At 74.3% G+C, this 17,430-nt stretch carries 11 protein-coding genes; 5 read left to right on the top strand and 6 right to left on the bottom strand.

Features of this window, described 5'->3' with window-relative positions; translation table 11 throughout:
- The first annotated feature begins 653 nt into the window (after positions 1-653).
- Positions 654-2,033 (top strand): FAD-dependent oxidoreductase, encoded by a 1,380-nt coding sequence (locus tag IE274_RS19805; RefSeq protein WP_190117168.1) that lies wholly within the window; start codon positions 654-656, stop codon positions 2,031-2,033.
- A 61-nt stretch (positions 2,034-2,094) separates the two neighbouring features.
- On the opposite strand, the gene IE274_RS19800 is transcribed toward IE274_RS19805, so the two are convergent.
- Positions 2,095-2,445, bottom strand: a complete 351-nt coding sequence (locus IE274_RS19800; RefSeq protein WP_190117167.1) for an ArsR/SmtB family transcription factor — start codon at positions 2,443-2,445, stop codon at positions 2,095-2,097.
- A gap of 194 nt (positions 2,446-2,639) precedes the next feature.
- Between IE274_RS19800 and IE274_RS19795 the strand changes: the two genes are divergently transcribed.
- Positions 2,640-3,722 (top strand): NADH:flavin oxidoreductase/NADH oxidase, encoded by a 1,083-nt coding sequence (locus tag IE274_RS19795; protein ID WP_190117448.1) that lies wholly within the window; start codon positions 2,640-2,642, stop codon positions 3,720-3,722.
- A gap of 109 nt (positions 3,723-3,831) precedes the next feature.
- Here IE274_RS19795 and IE274_RS19790 read toward each other — a convergent pair whose 3' ends face one another.
- Complete coding sequence (locus IE274_RS19790) at positions 3,832-7,050, bottom strand: amidohydrolase family protein (protein ID WP_190117166.1); 3,219 nt, start codon at positions 7,048-7,050, stop codon at positions 3,832-3,834.
- A 315-nt stretch (positions 7,051-7,365) separates the two neighbouring features.
- Positions 7,366-7,848, bottom strand: coding sequence for an RICIN domain-containing protein (locus tag IE274_RS19785; protein WP_190117165.1), 483 nt, complete (start codon positions 7,846-7,848; stop codon positions 7,366-7,368).
- 379 nt (positions 7,849-8,227) lie between these two features.
- On the opposite strand from IE274_RS19785, the gene IE274_RS19780 reads away from it, so the two are divergent.
- Together IE274_RS19780 and IE274_RS19775 are read left to right on the top strand one after the other, a co-directional pair.
- Positions 8,228-8,461, top strand: a complete 234-nt coding sequence (locus IE274_RS19780; RefSeq protein WP_190117164.1) for a hypothetical protein — start codon at positions 8,228-8,230, stop codon at positions 8,459-8,461.
- Between the two features lie 278 nt (positions 8,462-8,739).
- Positions 8,740-11,580 carry a helix-turn-helix transcriptional regulator gene (locus tag IE274_RS19775; RefSeq protein ID WP_190117163.1) on the top strand — a complete coding sequence of 947 codons (2,841 nt, stop codon included), beginning with the start codon at positions 8,740-8,742 and terminating at the stop codon, positions 11,578-11,580.
- Between the two features lie 141 nt (positions 11,581-11,721).
- Here IE274_RS19775 and IE274_RS19770 read toward each other — a convergent pair whose 3' ends face one another.
- The gene (locus tag IE274_RS19770) at positions 11,722-12,039 is read right to left on the bottom strand and encodes a hypothetical protein (RefSeq protein ID WP_229909663.1); all 318 of its coding nucleotides are present in this window, start codon (positions 12,037-12,039) and stop codon (positions 11,722-11,724) included.
- Between the two features lie 243 nt (positions 12,040-12,282).
- Between IE274_RS19770 and IE274_RS19765 the strand changes: the two genes are divergently transcribed.
- The gene (locus tag IE274_RS19765) at positions 12,283-13,254 is read left to right on the top strand and encodes an AfsR/SARP family transcriptional regulator (RefSeq protein WP_190117161.1); all 972 of its coding nucleotides are present in this window, start codon (positions 12,283-12,285) and stop codon (positions 13,252-13,254) included.
- Positions 13,255-14,955: 1,701 nt separating this feature from the next.
- On the opposite strand, the gene IE274_RS19760 is transcribed toward IE274_RS19765, so the two are convergent.
- Both IE274_RS19760 and IE274_RS19755 read right to left on the bottom strand, forming a co-directional pair.
- Complete coding sequence (locus tag IE274_RS19760) at positions 14,956-16,353, bottom strand: hypothetical protein (RefSeq protein WP_190117160.1); 1,398 nt, start codon at positions 16,351-16,353, stop codon at positions 14,956-14,958.
- Positions 16,340-17,398: a caspase family protein gene (locus tag IE274_RS19755; protein WP_190117159.1), complete on the bottom strand. Its 1,059-nt coding sequence runs from the start codon at positions 17,396-17,398 to the stop codon at positions 16,340-16,342. Before IE274_RS19755 ends, IE274_RS19760 begins: the two co-directional genes overlap by 14 nt.
- Between the last annotated feature and the right edge of the window lie 32 nt (positions 17,399-17,430).

Genomic DNA, 17,430 nt, shown 5'->3' with positions numbered 1-17,430 from the left:
ACCCCGGCCCCGCCTCCTCCGCCGCCGTCACCCGCGACCCGGACCACCCCTCGTCGACGCCCCTCGCCCACCCCGCAGGCCAACTGGGAACCTCCACCCCGGGCTCCGCCCGACCACCCGGACTCCCCGTCGACGGCACTCCCCATCCCTCCTGACCGCCCGCCCCCGCATCCGCCCACCACGGCACCTCGACCAGGTCCTCTTCCCCCGTCCAACCAGCCCCGGCCGCCCCTGGCACCACATGCCCCTCCAGCCCAGGTGCCCCCGCCAGCCCGGCGGGCCCCACCCGTCGCAGTTCCCCCACCCCGCCGTACGACTCAGGGCCCCCCTGCCCCGGCACCGCGGCCGCCGCGTTCGGCTCCCGCCAGGTCCGCCCGCCGCCCGATCGAAAATGATCATCCTCGTCGTGAAATGAACCTTTCTGCACAGTCACACGGTAGCCGTACTGTCACATTCCGCCACGAACGGCACGCGCGAGGGCGGCGGGCACGGCACCCTGTCAGCGGCACGCGGCCTCGCGGGCGCCGTCACGCCCGCCCCTGCGCGTCGCGGCACACCTCCCCCTGGGCGCACAGGGGTGCGATGCTGAAGCCAGGCGGGCAGCAGCCGGCCGCAAGGCGTCCCGGGGACACCCTCGCGGAAGGAGCGCCACCGTGCAGGTCGCCGTCGTGGGATCGGGTCCGAGCGGGGTCTACACCGCACAGAGCCTGGTGCAGCAGGACCGCGTGCCGGACGTGCGGGTCGATGTGCTCGACCGGTTGCCGTGCCCGTACGGCCTGGTGCGCTACGGCGTGGCGCCGGACCACGAGAAGATCAAGTCCCTGCAGAACAACCTGCGTTCGGTCCTGGAGCACGAGCGGGTGCGGTTCTTCGGGGGCGTCGAGATCGGGCCGCGGGGGCTGTCCCCGGCGCGGCTGCTCGGCATGTACCACGCGGTGGTGTACTGCGTGGGCGCGGCCACCGACCGGCACCTGGGCGTGCCGGGCGAGGACCTGCCCGGGAGCCGTTCGGCGACGGAGTTCGTGTCCTGGTACAGCGCGCACCCGGACGTGCCGGTCAACGGCGCGGGGCCGCCCGACCGCTTCGTGCGCGGAGTGGAGTCGGCCGTGGTCATCGGCATCGGGAACGTGGCGGTGGACGTCGCGCGGATGCTGGCGCGCGGCGCCGCCGAGCTGCTGCCGACCGACATTCCGCAGGAGGCCCTGGGCGTCCTCGCGGACAGCGGGGTGCGCACGGTGCACATGGTGGGGCGGCGCGGGCCCTCGCAGGCGCGGTTCACCACCAAGGAGCTGCGGGAGCTCGGTTCCCTGCCGGACACCGAAGTCGTCGTGGATCCCGCCGAGTTGGCGCTCGACCCGGCGTACGCCGATCCGTCGGGCCTGCCCGCCGCGAACCGGCGCAACGTCGAGGTGATGCGCGGCTGGGCGGCCGCGCGGCCCGAGCGGGCGCCCGCGCGGCGGATCCGGCTGCGGTTCTTCCTGCGGCCGGTGGCGGTGCTCGACGCGGGCGGCCGGGTCGGCGGGGTGCGGTTCGAGCGGACGCTGCCGGACGGGCGGGGCGGGGTGACGGGCTCCGGGACGTACGAGGACATCGCGGGCCAGCTCGTGCTGCGGTCCGTCGGCTATCGCGGGGTGCCGCTGGCGGGGCTGCCGTTCGACGAGGGCACGGGCACGGTGCCGCACGCGGCGGGGCGGGTGCTGCGCGACGGCGCGGTCGCACCGGGTGAGTACGTGGCGGGCTGGATCAAACGCGGCCCCACAGGCGTCATCGGCACCAACCGCCCCTGCGCCAAGGAGACGGCGCTGTCCCTGCTCGACGACGCCCCCGCGCTCGTACAGCGGGAGGTGCCCGAGGACCCGTCGGTGGCACTGCGGGCCGCGGGGGCCGAGCCCGTCGAGTGGCCGGGGTGGCTGGCGATCGAGCGGGCGGAAGCGGACCTGGGGCGTTCGCTCGGGCGCGGGTCGGTGAAGATCCCGGACTGGCCGGGGCTCCTTTCGGCGGCGCGCGGCGGGCCGCCCGACACGGCGGGCTGAGCGGCCGCGCCCACCGGCGCCCGGCTCGGGCGCGCCGTCACCCGAGGCACGCCGCCAGGGGTCAGCCCCCGAGGCGATCCGCCTGTCGGGCCGCCGCGTCGAGGACGCGGTCGAGGAGTCCGGGGAAGAGCGCGTCCAGGTCGTCCCGGCGCAGCGCGTTCAGCTTGGCCGTGCCCCGGTAGTTCTGCTGGATGACGCCCGCCTCGCGCAGCACCCGGAAGTGGTGCGTGGACGTCGACTTGGTGACCGGCAGCTCGAAGTGGGAGCACGTCAGGCCCTCCTTCTCACCGGCCAGCTCCCGCACGATGAGCATGCGCAGCGGGTCGGACAGCGCGTGCAGCACCCCTTCCAGGCGGATGTCGGCGCGCGCCGGGTGGGCGAGCGAGCGGGCGCTCGGTGCGGCGGTCGTCATGGCGGCTCCACTCTCCCTGGGCGGCCGGGGGCGCCCCGTGCGGTGCGGACGCCTCCAGTGTACGAGTTGTACGAGACTCATCGTAGTTTGACAGATGCCGTACTACGATGACTATCGTACGAGAGGGAGGCGCACCCCCGGCGGCCCCGGCCGCAGGCGCCCCCGTACCGCCGCCGTCACTACTGGAGGCCGCCGTGAGCGCGCTGTTCGAGCCCTACACCCTGCGATCGCTGACCATCCCGAACCGAGTGTGGATGGCGCCGATGTGCCAATACTCGGCGGCGGCGTCGGGCCCGGAGGCGGGCGCGCCGACCGACTGGCACTTCGCGCACTACGCGGCGCGCGCCACCGGCGGCACCGGCCTCATCCTGGTCGAGGCGACCGGCGTGAGCCCCGACGGTCGCATCTCCCCGGCCGACCTCGGCATCTGGAACGACACGCAGGTCGAGGCGTTCCGCCGCATCACCGGCTTCCTGAAGCAGCACGGCACCGTCCCGGGCATCCAGCTCGCGCACGCGGGCCGCAAGGCGTCCACCGACCGGCCGTGGCTGGGCGGCGCCCCACTCGCGCCCGACGCGGCCGAGGGCTGGCAGCCGGTGGGGCCGAGCCCGGTGGCGTACGACGAGCGGCACAGCGTACCGACGGAGCTGACCGTCGATCAGATCCACGACGTGGCGCGGCAGTTCGCGGACGCCGCGCGGCGCGCCCTGGCCGCCGGGTTCGAGGTCGCCGAGGTGCACGGCGCGCACGGCTATCTGGTCGGCGAGTTCCTCTCGCCGCACTCCAACCGACGCACCGACGCCTACGGCGGCTCGTTCGAGAACCGCGTCCGCTTCGCCCTGGAGGTCGTGGACGCGATCCGGGCGGTCTGGCCCGAGGACAAGCCGTTGTTCTTCCGCATCTCCGCCACCGACTGGCTGGCGGAGGGCGGCTGGACGCCGGACGACACCGTACGCTTCGCCGCGCTCCTCAAGGAGCACGGTGTCGACCTGCTCGACGTGTCCACCGGCGGCAATGCCGCGGGCGTGAAGATCCCGGTCGGGCCCGGCTACCAGGTCCCGTTCGCGGCGCGGGTGCGCCAGGAGACGGGGCTGCCGGTCGCCGCGGTCGGCATGATCACCGAGGTCGAGCAGGCCGAGAAGATCGTCGCCAACGGCGAGGCGGACGCCGTCCTGCTCGGCCGCGAGCTGCTGCGCAGCCCGTCGTGGGCGCGGCAGGCGGCGCGTGAGCTGGGCGCGGACGTGCGGGTGCCGGAGCAGTATCTGCGGTCCGTCTGAGCTGCGGCCCGGTGCGGGGTGGCCCTCAACCCGCACCGGGCTTCATGCGCGATCCCGGCTCACGGCACCGGCCCACGGGCCCGACGCGCGCCCCGGCCGACGACCCGCCTCACGCCCCGGGGTCGCAGCAGCCGTCCCGCCGCATCAGCCGTCCCACCGTGAACCAGTCCGGGCCCTCGTGGGCGTGCCGGGTCGCCTTCGGGTAGGCGGCGACCAGGTCGTCGGTCTCGTACGGAATGCCGCCGCGCAGCACCGACACGGTCCGCACCAGTGACGCGAAGTCCGTGAACGGGTCGCCGTCCACGACCGTCAGGTCGGCGATCTTCCCCTCCTCGACGGTGCCGAGGTCGTCCGCGACGCCGAACAGCCGGGCGGGCAGCACCGTCACGGTGCGCAGCGCCTCGACCGGGGAGAGCCCGCCGCGGTGCAGGGCGCGCAGGCCCAGGTGCAGGGACAGGCCGATCGGCACGAGGGGCTGGTCGGTGCCGAGGGCGACGAGGCCACCGGCGTCGAGGATCCGCCGGTAGATGTCGGTCTCCCTGCGCAGCGTGGCCAGTTGGGCGGGGGTCGGCGCGGTGCCCGCCCCCTTGACGACCGCCGCCGCGTCCCACGGCGCCATCACGGCGGTGACCCGGGGGTCGTCGGCGAGGCCGGGGTCGGCGCCCAGGAGCGGTGCCGAGGTGAACGGCGTCGCGATCATCGCGAACCGGGCGCCCCGTGCGCTGTAGATCTCCGTGACGTCGTCGTAGGAGCGTCCCGTCGCCGTGGTGGCGTGCCCGAACTCGGCGCGCTGGGTGGCCTGCAGATGGGTCGTCAGGTCCTGGCCCAAATGGATTCCGGGCGACAGGAAGTGGCTGCCCGAGCGCACACCGAGGCACTCGTGGGCGAAGCGGGCGGCTTCCTCCATGACCCAACTGGGCGCTCGTACATAGGTCTTGACGAAGTCCCAGTCGAGCTGCGCGGCCCGTTCCAGGGAGCGCCGCAGGCCCGCGCGGGTGCGGTGCGCGCGGCCCATGCTGTACGCGACGCGCCCGCCGTCGAGGAGTTCGCCGGTGGTCAGCAGGCGGGGCCCGGCGAGCTGCCCGGTGGCGACCGCCTCGCGGATGCGGGCCTGTTCGTGGGCGAAGCCGCCGAGGGAGACGGCCGTGGTGATCCCGTACGTGAGCTGGCCGACGGTCTGGCGGCCGCCGTAGGTGCTCTGCCAGGGATGGGTGTGGGTGTCCCACAGGCCGGGCAGGACGGTGCGGGCGGAGGCGTCGACGCGGCGGAACGTGCCCGCGCGGGAGGCGCGGTGCGGTTCGACGGCGGTGACGCGTCCGCCGCGTACGACGACGTCGACGTCCTCCCGGACCGTCTCGCCGGTGCCGTCCCACAGCCGTCCCGCGTGCACGACGGTGTCGGCGGGCGCGGGCCTGCGCTGGTCGAGCGGCACGCGCACGGTGCGGGCGCGGCCGCCGTCGACGCCGATCAGGCGCAGCTTGGCGCCCGACAGGTACAGGAGCGTCTTCGAGTCGCCCGACCAGGTGGGGTGGTCGGCCGGTTCGGTGGTGAGGGTGCGCAGCTCGCCGCGCGGACTGCCGTCGGGCGCCACGGGGAGCAGGCACAGCGCGGACTCGACGATCACCGCCATCCAGCGCCCGTCCGGCGACCACACCGGCCCCGAGTCGTACCGGTCGGCGAGGGAGGTGTGGGGCGCGACGGCGTGCAGCCGGTCCGTGCCGGTGGTGGCGTCGACGACGCGGATCAGGTTGTAGCCCTCGCGGAAGCGGAGGTTGAGGCGGTTGCGGTCGCACAGGGCGAGGAGGCGGCCGTCCGGCGACCAGCTCGGCCGCCCGGGGATCCCGCCGCCGCCGAGCGGGTCGGCGAGGACGCGTTCGGTGCCCGCGTCCAGGTCCCGTACGACGAGCCTGCCGGTCAGGTCCAGGCAGGCCAGCCGCTTGCCGTCGGGCGAGAGCGCCGGGTGCACCCGGCCGCCCGTCGCCAGCGCGGTCTCCTTGCCGGTGTCCAGGTCGCGCCGGTAGACGCCGAGGAGCCCGTCGCGGTCGTCGGCGTACACCAGGGACCGTCCGTCGCGTGCCCACGTCGGCCCGAGGAGATAGCGCGTGGGCTCCGCCCGATGCAGCCGCTTCGGCGCCCGGCCGCCCTTCGCGTCCGCGAGCCACAGCGAATTGAGGGCCGCGAACGCGATGCGGCGGCCGTCCGGCGAGAGCGCGGGCAGATGGACACCCCGCACGGGCCGCGCACGCCCCTCCGCGAGCCCGAGGTCGTACTCCTTGACCCGATAGCGCGGCCGGTCCACGCTCAGCACGCCATCGAACGCGATGTCCTTCGCTTTCCCGGGTTCATCGGGGCGTACGAGGGTGAAGCGGCCGTCGACCGTCAGGAGCAGCTCGCCGTGGGTCGTCCAGCGTGGCGGTACGGGCGCGATGTCACCCGTGACGTCCACGCGCTCGCCGTCCACGACGAGCGTGCAGGACGCGGCGGGCGCCGGGGTGGTGCGCAAGTAGGCGAGGCGGCGGCCGTCCGGGCTCGGGGCGGGCGTCATGACCTGGGCGCTCTCGGTCTCGGTGTGCATCACGACGACCGGGCCCGCCCCGTCGGCCGGGACGGCGGCGACGGTCCGTGCCTCCAGGGCGAGGCCGGTGGCCGACGTCACCCCCTTCGCCCGGACGAACAGGATCCGCTTCCCGTCCGGCGCCCACGCGGGGTCGAAGTCCTCCCAGGGGCCGTCCTGCAGCGGACCGTCCTGCCCCGGCACCCCGGTGACGCGGGTCAGTGTGCCGCTGCGCAGATCGAGGACGTGGATGCGGTAGGGGCTGCCCTTGACCGGGTCGCCGCCGCGCTCGGAGGCGAAGGCGAGCCGGGTGCCGTCGGGCGACCAGGCGGGACCTCGGTCGTCCCACGGACCTTCGGTGCGCTGCACGACCTCCGAGCCGTCCGGGCGCATGGTCCAGATGTGGAAGCCGCCGCCCTGGAAGGCGCAGAACGCGATGAGTTCGCCGTCCGGCGCGTACACCGGCCGGTTGGGCTCCAGGCCCGGCGGCGTGAGCGGCTCCGCCTTCCCGCCGCCGCGCGACTGGGACCACAGGACGTGCTGCACCTCGGCGACCAGCCGGTCCCCGGCGGGTGACAGGGTCGACGAGCCGTTGGTGGCCCGTCTGAACGACAGGGACACACCGGCGGTTTCCCGCGCCGCGGCGGGCGCGGCACCCGCCACCCCGACGGCACCGGCTGCCCCGGCCGCGCCTGCGGCGGCAAGGAGTTGACGGCGTGACAACTGGAAGGAACGAGGAGGAGCGAGAGGGGTGCGATTCCTGTCGTGATCCATGCCGGGAACACTCGCGTACCTCCCTGCGCTGAGCAATACCGCCGGCGCGGAGGGTCACGGGGGTCACTGGGATGGCGGGCAAGGGTGTGCTGAATCCGATGACCGGCGGCATCCGCCCCTCGCCCACTCCGGCACCGCCCGTGGCCCCGGGGACCGTGTCCGGGGGTCGGCCTGCCCGTGCGGGAACCGCGTTCGCCGGACACGGTCCATCTCGCCGCCGAGGAAGCGCTGGTCCGGCCGGCGGCCGAGGAAGCACGGGGCAGGCTGACCGCCGACAACGAGCTGCCGGCGGCTGTTCAGACCTGCGGGCCGCGGTCAGTTCGCGTGGACCCCCCACCACTTCTGGAAGTTCATCCCGTTGCAGTCGAACGCCCGCAGTCCGTACGCGAAGCTGTCGTCGACACACCGGCCGGTGGCCCGGTTCTTGAAGGTCGTCCCGCCGGAACTCTTGGTGACCGACCACTGCTGGAAGTTCATCTTGTTGCAGTCGAACGCCCGCAGTCCGTACGCGAAGCTGTCGTCGACACACCGGCCGGTGACCTTGTTCCGCAGCTCGTGGTAGTAGCGGTCGCCGCCCCAGACGCCGTCGGAGAACCGGAACTGCTGGAAGTCCGTCCTGTTGCAGTCGAACGCCCGCAGCCCGTAGGCGAAACTGTCGTCCAGACAGCGGCGGGTCGCGTTGTTCTGCCCATCGAAGTAGAAGATCTGCGCACGCGCCTGCGCGGGCGTGGCGACTGCCAGCGCGGCGGCGACGGCCGCGGTGACGACCGCCCATCGCCTTACAGCGGGTATCGGCATGACCCCTCCAGCGGGATGAGGAAAGACGACCGAGGGACTGTCCCTGGACGACAGACGCGTGCGCACCGGCCTGTGACCGGGGCCGTGCCTGTGTCCCGCACCGTAGGCTCGGGGCCTCCACGACGGGTTGCCTCACAGTGCGCGGATGCTTACCGGTCCGTGCCGCCCGCAGGTACGCACCCGGCGCCACTGCGAACATCATCCGGAACGCCCCGCGTCGCGCACCTCGGACGCACCGCACACCCCAGCGGCACCTCCCACGCCACCCTAGGGATTTCCCTAGGTGCCGCACCGACGCGGCACTCCGCGGGCCGCTTCTACTCTGGGCGGTGTCGCCATGCGTCACGGCTCACGCCCTGGGCCGGCCCCGGGAGGCGTTGTGCGCTATGTCATCGAGGTGTATCGCGAGCACGACGGTGTGTGCGGGAGCGTCGCCGCCGAGAGCTGTGGGAGTCCACGGCCCTTTCACGGCTGGCTCGAGCTCCTCGCGCTGCTCGAACCGCCGCTGCCGGAGGGCGCGGGCCTGGACGGGTCGCCGTATCAAGAGGCGCCGGACGCCGGACGGACCGCGCCGCGGCAGGAACCGCCGGGCGGCGGGCTGACCACTCCGTAGCGGACGGCCGACAAGCTCCTGCGACGTGGAGGGTGCCGCCCGCGTCGGCGGTGTCTCGCCGACGCGGGCCGTGCCGGCGACGGCGTCCGACAGCCCGGCGGACAGCCCGCAGAGCCGCCCTCCGTCGCCGCACCTGGCCGGACCTTGTCGACAGAAGTCGGAATTCGCCTTGTGCGGAACGCGTGTGCCCACCATCGTGGTGTCTTGGCCATGCGCCCGGCACGGGTCACCGTCCCACTCGGGTCACCCGCCGCCGGTACCGATGCGCGGGGGCGGTGATGACGACCGAGGACACAGCGCACGACCTCTTCCACGCCCCGCCACCCGGCGACGCGTTCTGCGGACGCACGAACGAACTGGCCGCGCTCCAGCAGGACTTCGCCGACGTGTGCGCGGGTTCGCCGCGGCTCGTGCTGCTCGAAGGGCCCGGCGGCATCGGCAAGACGGCGCTCGTGCGCCGCTTCCTCGACTCGGTGCACGGCACCTGTGTGCTGCACGCGAGCGGTGAGGAGAACGAGAGCGCGCTGCCGTGCGGGGTACTCGCCCAGCTCGTCGGGCAGAGCCCGCTGCCGGTGCCCGAGACGCTTGCGGGACTCGTCCGTGTACCGCAGTCGCTGCACGCCAACCTGCCGCCGCTCGCCGCCGGATTCGGGCTCCTGGACCTGCTGAGCGAGGTGCAGGGCAAGGGGCCGGTGATCCTGGTCGTGGACGACGCGCACTGGGCCGACCCGGAGTCCCTGAACGCGCTCACGTTCGCCCTGCGCCGACTGCGCCACGACCGGGTCCTCGCCATCGTCGCGCTGCGCGACCCGCAGGTGCCCGAACTCCCCGACGGGCTGCGCCGCCTGCTCATCGACACCCCCACGCGCCGCCTCGCCCTCGACGGCCTCAGCCCCGGCGAGCTGGCCGCGCTCAGCCTGCGCCTCGGTTCCGCGCGCCTTCCGCACTCGGCGTCGCGGCGGCTGCACTCCCACACGCACGGCAACCCGCTGCACGCCCGCGCCCTGCTCGGCCAGGTGCCGCCCGACGTACTCCTCGACGTGGCGACGCCGCTGCCCGCGCCGCGGTCGTACGCCATGCTGGTGCTCGCCAACCTAGCCGACTGCGGACCGGCCACCCAGCGCCTGGTGCAGGCCGTGAGCGTGCTCGGACTCTCCTGCCGACTGCGTACCGCCGCCCGGCTCGCACGGGTCGCCCAGCCGTTGCCCGCCCTCGAACGGGCCGTCAAGACGGGCCTGTTGCGCGAGACCCCCGCCGGGGTGGCGCCCGAGGTCGCCTTCCCGCACCCGCTGGTGCACGCGGCCGTCTACCAGGACATCGGGCCCGCCCAGCGCGCCGCCCTGCACACCCGGGCCGCGGAGCTGGTCGACGACGAGTACACCAAGCTGCGCCACCGCGTCCTCGCCGCCACCGGACCCGACGAACAGCTCGCCGACGCCCTCGCGACCTGTGCGCGCCGCGAGGCCGCCACCGGTCAATGGGCCGTCGCGGGCACGCACTTGCGGCACGCCTCGCGCGTCGCGACGAGCCCGCGCGAGCGGGACCGGCTCGCCGTCGAGGCCGTCGAGGCGCTACTGCTCGACGGCCGCGTCCAGGAGGCCGCCGAGCTGGCCAACGGTGTGCCCGAGGGGGCCGATCCGGCGCTGCGCGGCTACGTACGCGGCTATGTGGCGCGCGTACAGGGGCGCACGGAGGCGGCCTGGACGCTGCTGGCGGACGCCTGGGAGCAGTGCGACCGCGAGCGGGACCCGTCCCTCGCGGCGCGCGCCGCCGAGCAGTTGAGCTACGCGGCCGTGATGTGCGGGCGGGCCGCGGTGGCCGCACAGTGGGCCGAGCGGGCGCAGCGCCTGTCCACCGCGCAGGGCCCGAGCCGCATGCTGCGCTTCAACCACCTCATCGCCCTGGGCCTCAGTGGCCGCGCCAAGGAGGGCATCGCGCTCGCGGCCGATCTGCCCGACCCGATGATCGTGCCCCTCAAGAGCATCGATCTGCTGCTCGCCCGCGGGCAGCTGAAGCTGTGGTCGGACGATCTGCCGGGGGCACGGCAGGACTTGCTCGGAGCCGTCGCCAACTGCCGTACCACCACCGTGCCGTTGCGGCTGCTCTCGGCGTCCGCGCTCGCCCAGACCCTGCACCGGCTCGGAGCCTGGGACGAGGCGCTGATCCACGCCGAGTCGTCCGCATCGATCGCCGACGACACCGACCAGTCGTGGCTGAAGCCCGTCACGCACGGCGTGTCCGCGCAGATCCTGGCCGCGCGCGGCCACTGGGAGCGCGCCTCCGAGCATCTGCGGTCGGCCCTCGACGTGCCGGGCGGCGCCGAGACACCCGTCGCGTACGCGTACGCGGTGTGCGCGCGGGGGTACCTCGCGGACGCGCGCGGCGAGCCGCAGGAGGTGGTGGACGCGCTGCGCCCGCTGCTGCGGTTCTCCGAGCAGGACGGCGTCAACGAACCGGGAGTGGTCGACTGGCAGCCGCTGCTCGGCGACGCGCTGGTCCAGCTCGGCGAGTTCGACGAGGCGGAAGCGGTGCTCGGCCCGTTCGAGGAGCGGGCGCGGGCCCGCGGCCGGCACGCGTCGCTCGCCGCCGCCGCGCGGGCCCGGGGCAATCTGGCCGCCGCGCGCCGCGACCCCAAGCGCGCGCAGGCGGCGTTCGCGCGGGCCCAGGACCACGCGGCGCAGGTCCCGGTGCCGTTCGGACGGGCGCGGGTGGAGTTGGACCACGGTTCGTTCCTGCGCCGGATCGGACGCCGGTCCCTGGCGATCGCGCAGTTGCAGGCCGCGTACACCACGATGACGGCGCTCGGCGCGGGGCCCTACCGGGCGCTGTGCCTGCGGGAGTTGAACGCCTGCGGGCGCGCCGCGCCCGACCTTCCGGCGGACGAGCGGGAGCGGGACGCCGCCGACGCCCTGGACGGAACGCTCACCCCGCAGGAGCTGGCCGTGGCGCGGCTCGCCGCCCAGGGCCTCACCAACCGTCAGATCGCCACGGCACTCGCCCTGAGCGTCAAGACCATCGAATACCACCTGGGACACACCTACGCGAAGCTCGGGATCTCCTCCCGGATCGGGCTCGTGCGGCGGCTCGGGCCGCAGTCCTCGTCGCCGTCGGCGGGCTGAGCTCGTTCTCCAGCCTCTCGACCGTCGTAGGGCGACAAGGCCTTGCCGCAGGTGGAGCCGTTGACCGGCCCAGGGATGAACCGCGACGCCGTCTTCGCCCGTCCGCAAGGTCTGGGAGACAACGCTGGCGGGGATGAGCAGTCAGTCTCCCTGGGACCAAGCGCCGCTCGGCAGTGACAGGTGGACGCCGAAGTCGACGAGCCCGGTCGCGGCGCGGATGTCCGTGTGGAGCGCGTCCACCCGCTCTTGACGGTTGGCTTCCCTGCTGGCGGACCACTTCGACTTGATCTCGATCACCACCGTCAGGCCGCTACGGTTCAGCGGGCCCAGCGGCCGGAAGCGGATCTCGACATCCCCGGGTTGCAAGTCGCCGTCGTACGGCTCCTCGGGGCACTCCACAGCCAGGGAAACCAGATGCGGCAGTACCGAGCCGAGTTCACGCAGCTGGGTTTCGGGCACTGCGGGGGCATAGGTCACTTCGACGAGCGGCGTCCTCGACACCCTAGTCGGAGACCTGCCCGCCAGCGCGCCGAAGCCCCACCGGCCCGGCCCCGGACGGCCGTCGGCACCCCGGACAGGCGCCGCGCACCCCGCTCACCGGGGTAATCCCCGGCACGGTCCCGGAGGCGCGTGCGGGCGGCCCGCTCGTACGGTCGAGCCGGTAGGGCAGGGCGAACGCGGGAGCCCACTGGAGGTGGCCCGATGATGTCCATCAGCTACGGGGCGGCCGGGGAGGAGCGGCCGACACTGCGGCTGCGGCTGCTCGGCGGATTCCTCCTCACGAGGGAGAGCGGGGTGTTCTGCTGCGGTGGGGAATCCGGCTGCGGGGACGGGGACTTCGACGGGGCGGCGGGGGTGGGTGGCCGGGTCGCCGTCGGCACGGGAGGCTCGGGACGCCCGGGCGGCACGGGAGGCCCGGCAGGCCCGGGTGGCGCCGCCCACGCGTGCCCGGACTTCCTCGCCCACTCCTCCCTGGCGTGCCCGGACGACCCGGGTTCGCTCGGCGGCCGGGGCAGCGAGCCCCTCGAAGTGCCCGCGAGCGGCCAGCAGGTGCTCGCGCGGCTCGCGCTGTGCGGGGCGGCGAGCCGCTCGGCGCTCGCCGGTACGCTCTGGCCCGACGTCACCGAGGCGCGGGCCCGCGCCTCGCTGCGTACCGCCGTGTGGCGGCTCAACGGCGCGGGTTCGGCCCTCACGGACGCCCGCGACGGCGTGCTCTCGCTCAGCCACCGGGTGCGTGTGGACATCCAGGACCTGACGGCGGCCGCCCACCACGCGCTGTCCGGGGACGCCCTCGCTGCGGCGCGGGAGCGCCTGCGGACGGCTTACCAAGTACTGCTCTGCGGGCGCGAGTTGCTGCCCGGCTGGCAGCAGGACTGGGTCTCCTTCGAACGGGAACGCCTGCACCAGCTGCGGCTGCACGCCCTGGAGGCCCTGTCGGCGCGGCTCGTCGCCCGGCACCTGTACGCGCCCGCCCTCGAAGCCGCCCTTGAGAGCACCCGCGTCGACCCGCTCCGCGAGAGCGCCCACCGCGCGGTCGTGTCCGTGCACCTCGCGGAACACAACCTCACGGAGGCGGTGCGGCAGTACGAGACGTTCCGCGAGCTGCTGCTGCGGGAGCTCGGCGTGGAGCCGTCGGGGCAGTTCTCCTCGATGCTGCGGCATGCGTTGGTGTGAGGTGGCTGGCGGTACGCCTTCGTGGGGGCGGTGTTGCGGTACGCCCTGGTGGGACCGGTGTGCGGTACGCCCTGGTGACGCGGCGGTGCGGTCCGGGGCGGCGGACAGGGCACCCACGGATGACGTGACGCCGCGGTGACGCCCGCCCGTCACGATGGGACGTGCCCCGTCCAGGATGCGGGGAGAAGGGGGATCTCCCCTGGTTGAGCGACGCGCCGGCCGTCACGGCCACCACCTGGGTGGTCGCTCACGCCCTGGACGGGGTGCCCAAGGTTCGGTGAGGGCTGGACGGGTGCCCGTGGTTTCGCGGGTGGCGCCTTGCCCCCGCCGCTGCGCGGCGGGTCCTCCCACCCGCCCACCCATCAGCTCGAAGGCGGCCTTCGGGCCCACACGCCGTGGCGGAACCGAACGGCAGCTTCGGGCCCACGGGCCGTGGCGACCGGCCGCACCACGACCCCACCACACATCCCGGCGACGCCGCAGCACGACCGCGCGCCCGTAAACCGCGGCCACAGGCCGAACGACGGCTCAGACCCACACACGATGGCGAGGCCAGGGGGCAGCTTCGCGCCCGCACACCGTGGCAACGGGCAGGACATGGCTTTCAGTCCGCACACCGTGGCGACGCCCCGGCGACAGCTGCGGCCGCACGCCGTAGCGGGGCCGCGCGGCAGCCTCGCACCCCGCGCGCCATGCCAACGGGCCGGACCACGACCCCACCACACATCCCGGCGACGCCGCAGCACGACCGCGCGCCCGTAAACCGCGGCCACAGGCCGAACGACGGCTCAGACCCACACACGATGGCGAGGCCAGGGGGCAGCTTCGCGCCCACACACCGTGGCAACGGGGCCGCACGGAGGCTTCAGCCCGCACACCGTGGCGAGGCGCGAGCGACAGCTTCGACCCACACGCCGTAGCAGGGCCGCGCGGCAGCCACGCGCCGTGCCAACGGGCCGGACCACGGCCCCAGCACACATCGTGGCGACGCCGGGGCGCAACCGCGCGCCCGTAAGCCATGGCGACAGGCCGAACGACGGCCCCAGACCCACACACGGTGGCGGAGCCAGGGGGCAGCTTCGCGCCCGCACACCGTGGCAACGGGGCCGCACGGAGGCTTCAGCCCGCACACCGTGGCGAGGCGCGGGCGACGGCCTCGACCCGCACCCCGTAGCAACGGGCCGGACGACAGCCCAGCACACATCGCGGCAACGCCGGGGCGCGCCCGTGAGCCGCAGCGACAGGTCAGACGACGGCCCCAGGCCCACACACGGTGGCGGAGCCAGCTTCGGCCCACCCGTTGTGCCGACGGGCCGGACGGCGCCTTCAGGCGCGGGCACCCTGGCGACAGCCCGGCACCGGCTTCGGGGCCGACGCACCACGTCAGCCCCACACACACGCTCACGCTGAGCCGCGACGCGCTGGCCTGCCCTGCCCGTCCAGGGAGCTCCCCTTGTCCCAGCGCCCTCGGGACCGCGTCGCCACCCGCCGTCGGGGCTTGCCCCGAGACTCCACCCCAGGCCACGCGCCCCGGGCTTGTCCCTGTCCATGTGCCCTAGGCGCTACCTCTCCGACACGCCGGAAGGGCCAAGCTCCCCCGATCCACCCGGCCCCTCCGCTCCTCCCCCGCCTCGCAGGCCGGCGCCGGGCATCAACTGCCCGACCCGAGCGGCCTCGGGCGCGGACCCGACGCCGCACCCCTCAGCCCTCCTCCACCCCCCGCAGCCCCTCAATCGCCCGGTCAACCGGCCGGTGCGGCAACCCCGTCCTCCGGCACAGCTCTTCCCGCGGCACGTCCCGGAGGACCTCCTCAACGGGCTTGTCGGCAAGGTGTGCGATCTCTCGGACGTAGGCCTGGACCCGGCCGACCGGATCGGCGACCGAGGGGCGGGGGCCTGTGGGGCCGCCCGCAAGAACGCTCCGTGACCCCGACGCGGGTCGTCGTTCCTCCTCCAGCCACGTCGTCCAGACGCCGCGGCCGACGAGGTGCTCGGCGACGCTCTCGGCCATCGAGCCGTCCTTGATGACTCCGGGGTCGGCGCCGTCGGCGCGGATGAGGAGCTGGCAGGAGGCGGCGAGCATCGGTGGGGAGGTGACCTGTGGGGGTGTGCCGTCCAAGAGGGTGCGGAGGGCGGCGAGGTCGGGGTGTCCGGGGATGTGCGGGGCCAGGCTCTGGACGACTTCGTCCAGGCGGCGCAGGTCGGGGGCGCGGTCGAGGAGCATGGCGTGAGCGCCGACGATGCCGAGGAACGGGTCGAGCCGCCCGGAATCGAGTCGCCCGGAATCGGGTCGCCCCGAGTCGAGCATGGGGAAGAGTTGCCGGTCCGAGGTCAGATCGATGCCCTGGCGCAGGCCGGACAGCGCGGCCTCGCGGGCGAGGTTCAGGGCCTCGTCGGCGGGGCGCCAGCCGGTGCCGAGGGGGGCCATCTCCACCGTGGCGTCCTGCGGCTGCGGCCCGTACGGCCCGTTGCCGACGAAGACGAGGGTGGTCCAGCCCTCCGACACCCACAGCGCCTGGGCCAGCGGCAGCCCTTCGCCGGTCGGCTCGCGCAACCGCAGCCGGTAGCCCCCGGGCGCGAGCCGGCCGCTCCAGGCGGCCCAGCCCTGCTGCGGGTCGGCCCGCCAGCCCGGCTCGCCGCCGTCCACGGCCGCGCCGCCGCCCGCGGTGATCTGGAGGGCGTACGGGTCGAAGCGCCAGCCGCGGCGCAGATTGCGCAGCAGCACCATCAGGCTGGGCCGGCCCCGCCGGTGGGTCGATTCCCGGCTCCAGCGCAGGGTGGCCTCGCGGTGGGCGGCCTGGGTGGTGGCGGTGCGTTCCACGGGGGCCGGTGCGGGGATGCGCGGCAGCGGCAGGCGCGCGGTGAAGGCGGCCGTGCCGACCTCGACGAGCTGGCTGGCCACGGCGCCCGCGAAGCGCTGTTCGATGCGGTAGATGCCGGGGGTGACCGTCGTCTCGATGGTGCCCATGCCGTGGGCGACCTCTTTCATCGCCTCGTCGGTCACGGAGACGAGGACCGAGGGGGTGTCGGGGATGACGACGAACGGCACCTCCGGGCGCCGCTCGGCCGCCGCGGAACGCGGCTGCTCAGAACTGGACAACGCTGCCACCTCCGGTCACTACCTCGAAGAATCCGCCGTCCGTGAACTCCGGCGCGGTCAGGCTGTCCGCGACGACTTTGTAGAGCCCGGGCACCAGCGACGCGACGTGGTCCGCTCCGTCGACGTCCAGCCTGCGCGGCTCGTCGAAGCCCCGGCCGCGCAGCTCGACGCCGCCCTTGAAACCCGGCGGGAAGCGCAGGGTCACGGGGTACGAACCGACGCCGCCGAGCCCCTGGGCAAAGACGATCGGTGTGCTGGTCTCGCGCAGGAACCGGGCCTCCTGCGGTACGAGTTCCCCGGCCGTGCGGTCGAGGACGTGGCGGCGTACGTAGCGCGCGAGGCTGTCCGAGGTGACCTCGCCCTCAGCGGTGACGGTGCCGCCGCCCGCCCCGCGCAACCCCTCCAGGAGGGCGCTGGTGAAGTGCCCGCGCGACTGGTCGGGTTCGGGTACGCGCTGTTCGTAGGCGGGGTCGCCGAGCGCCGAGCCGTAGCCGACGAAGCACTCGACCTTGTCGGGGGCCTCGGTGGTGTCGGTGAAGGGCGGTCCGAACGCGGTGACGCCGCCGAAGCGGGTGCGGCAGCAGTCGGCGAAGAAGACGATCTCGTGGAACGGCGACGCCGATTCGTACCACGAGAGGTAGGGGCGTACGGCGATGTGGTTGCCGAGGAGGTCGATGGCGGCGTTGGCCATCAGCAGCGCGGCGTCGCCGCCGAACGGGGCGATGCCGTGCCCGGCGAGGAACACGTACAGGCGGGTCTCGGCCCAGTCGCCGCCGGCCGCGACGGCGGCGCGGACCGCGCAGTGGGTCCGGTAGAGGGCGCGGTTGACGTTCTCGCGGGTCGGGACGGCGCTCATCACGTCGGCCTCGCGCTCGTCGCGTTCGGTGGCGGTGACGAGCGCGACGTTCTCTCTGGGTACGTTGCCTCCGGTGGCGTCCACGAGCCAGTCGTGGAACCGTGCCGCGTCGCCGCGCGCGCCGCTCAGGTCGCTGAACGCCGGATAGCGGTTGATGCCGACGACCACGGCGTAGTGCAGGTCGTTCATCGGGCTTCCCCCTTTGTGAACCCGTGAGCACG

The organism is Streptomyces flavofungini (assembly GCF_014650815.1).
In the GTDB taxonomy this organism is placed as follows: Bacteria; Actinomycetota; Actinomycetes; order Streptomycetales; family Streptomycetaceae; genus Streptomyces; species Streptomyces flavofungini.
Note: the sequence above shows the minus strand (reverse complement) of the source record. Positions and strands in the feature narration are given on the sequence as shown.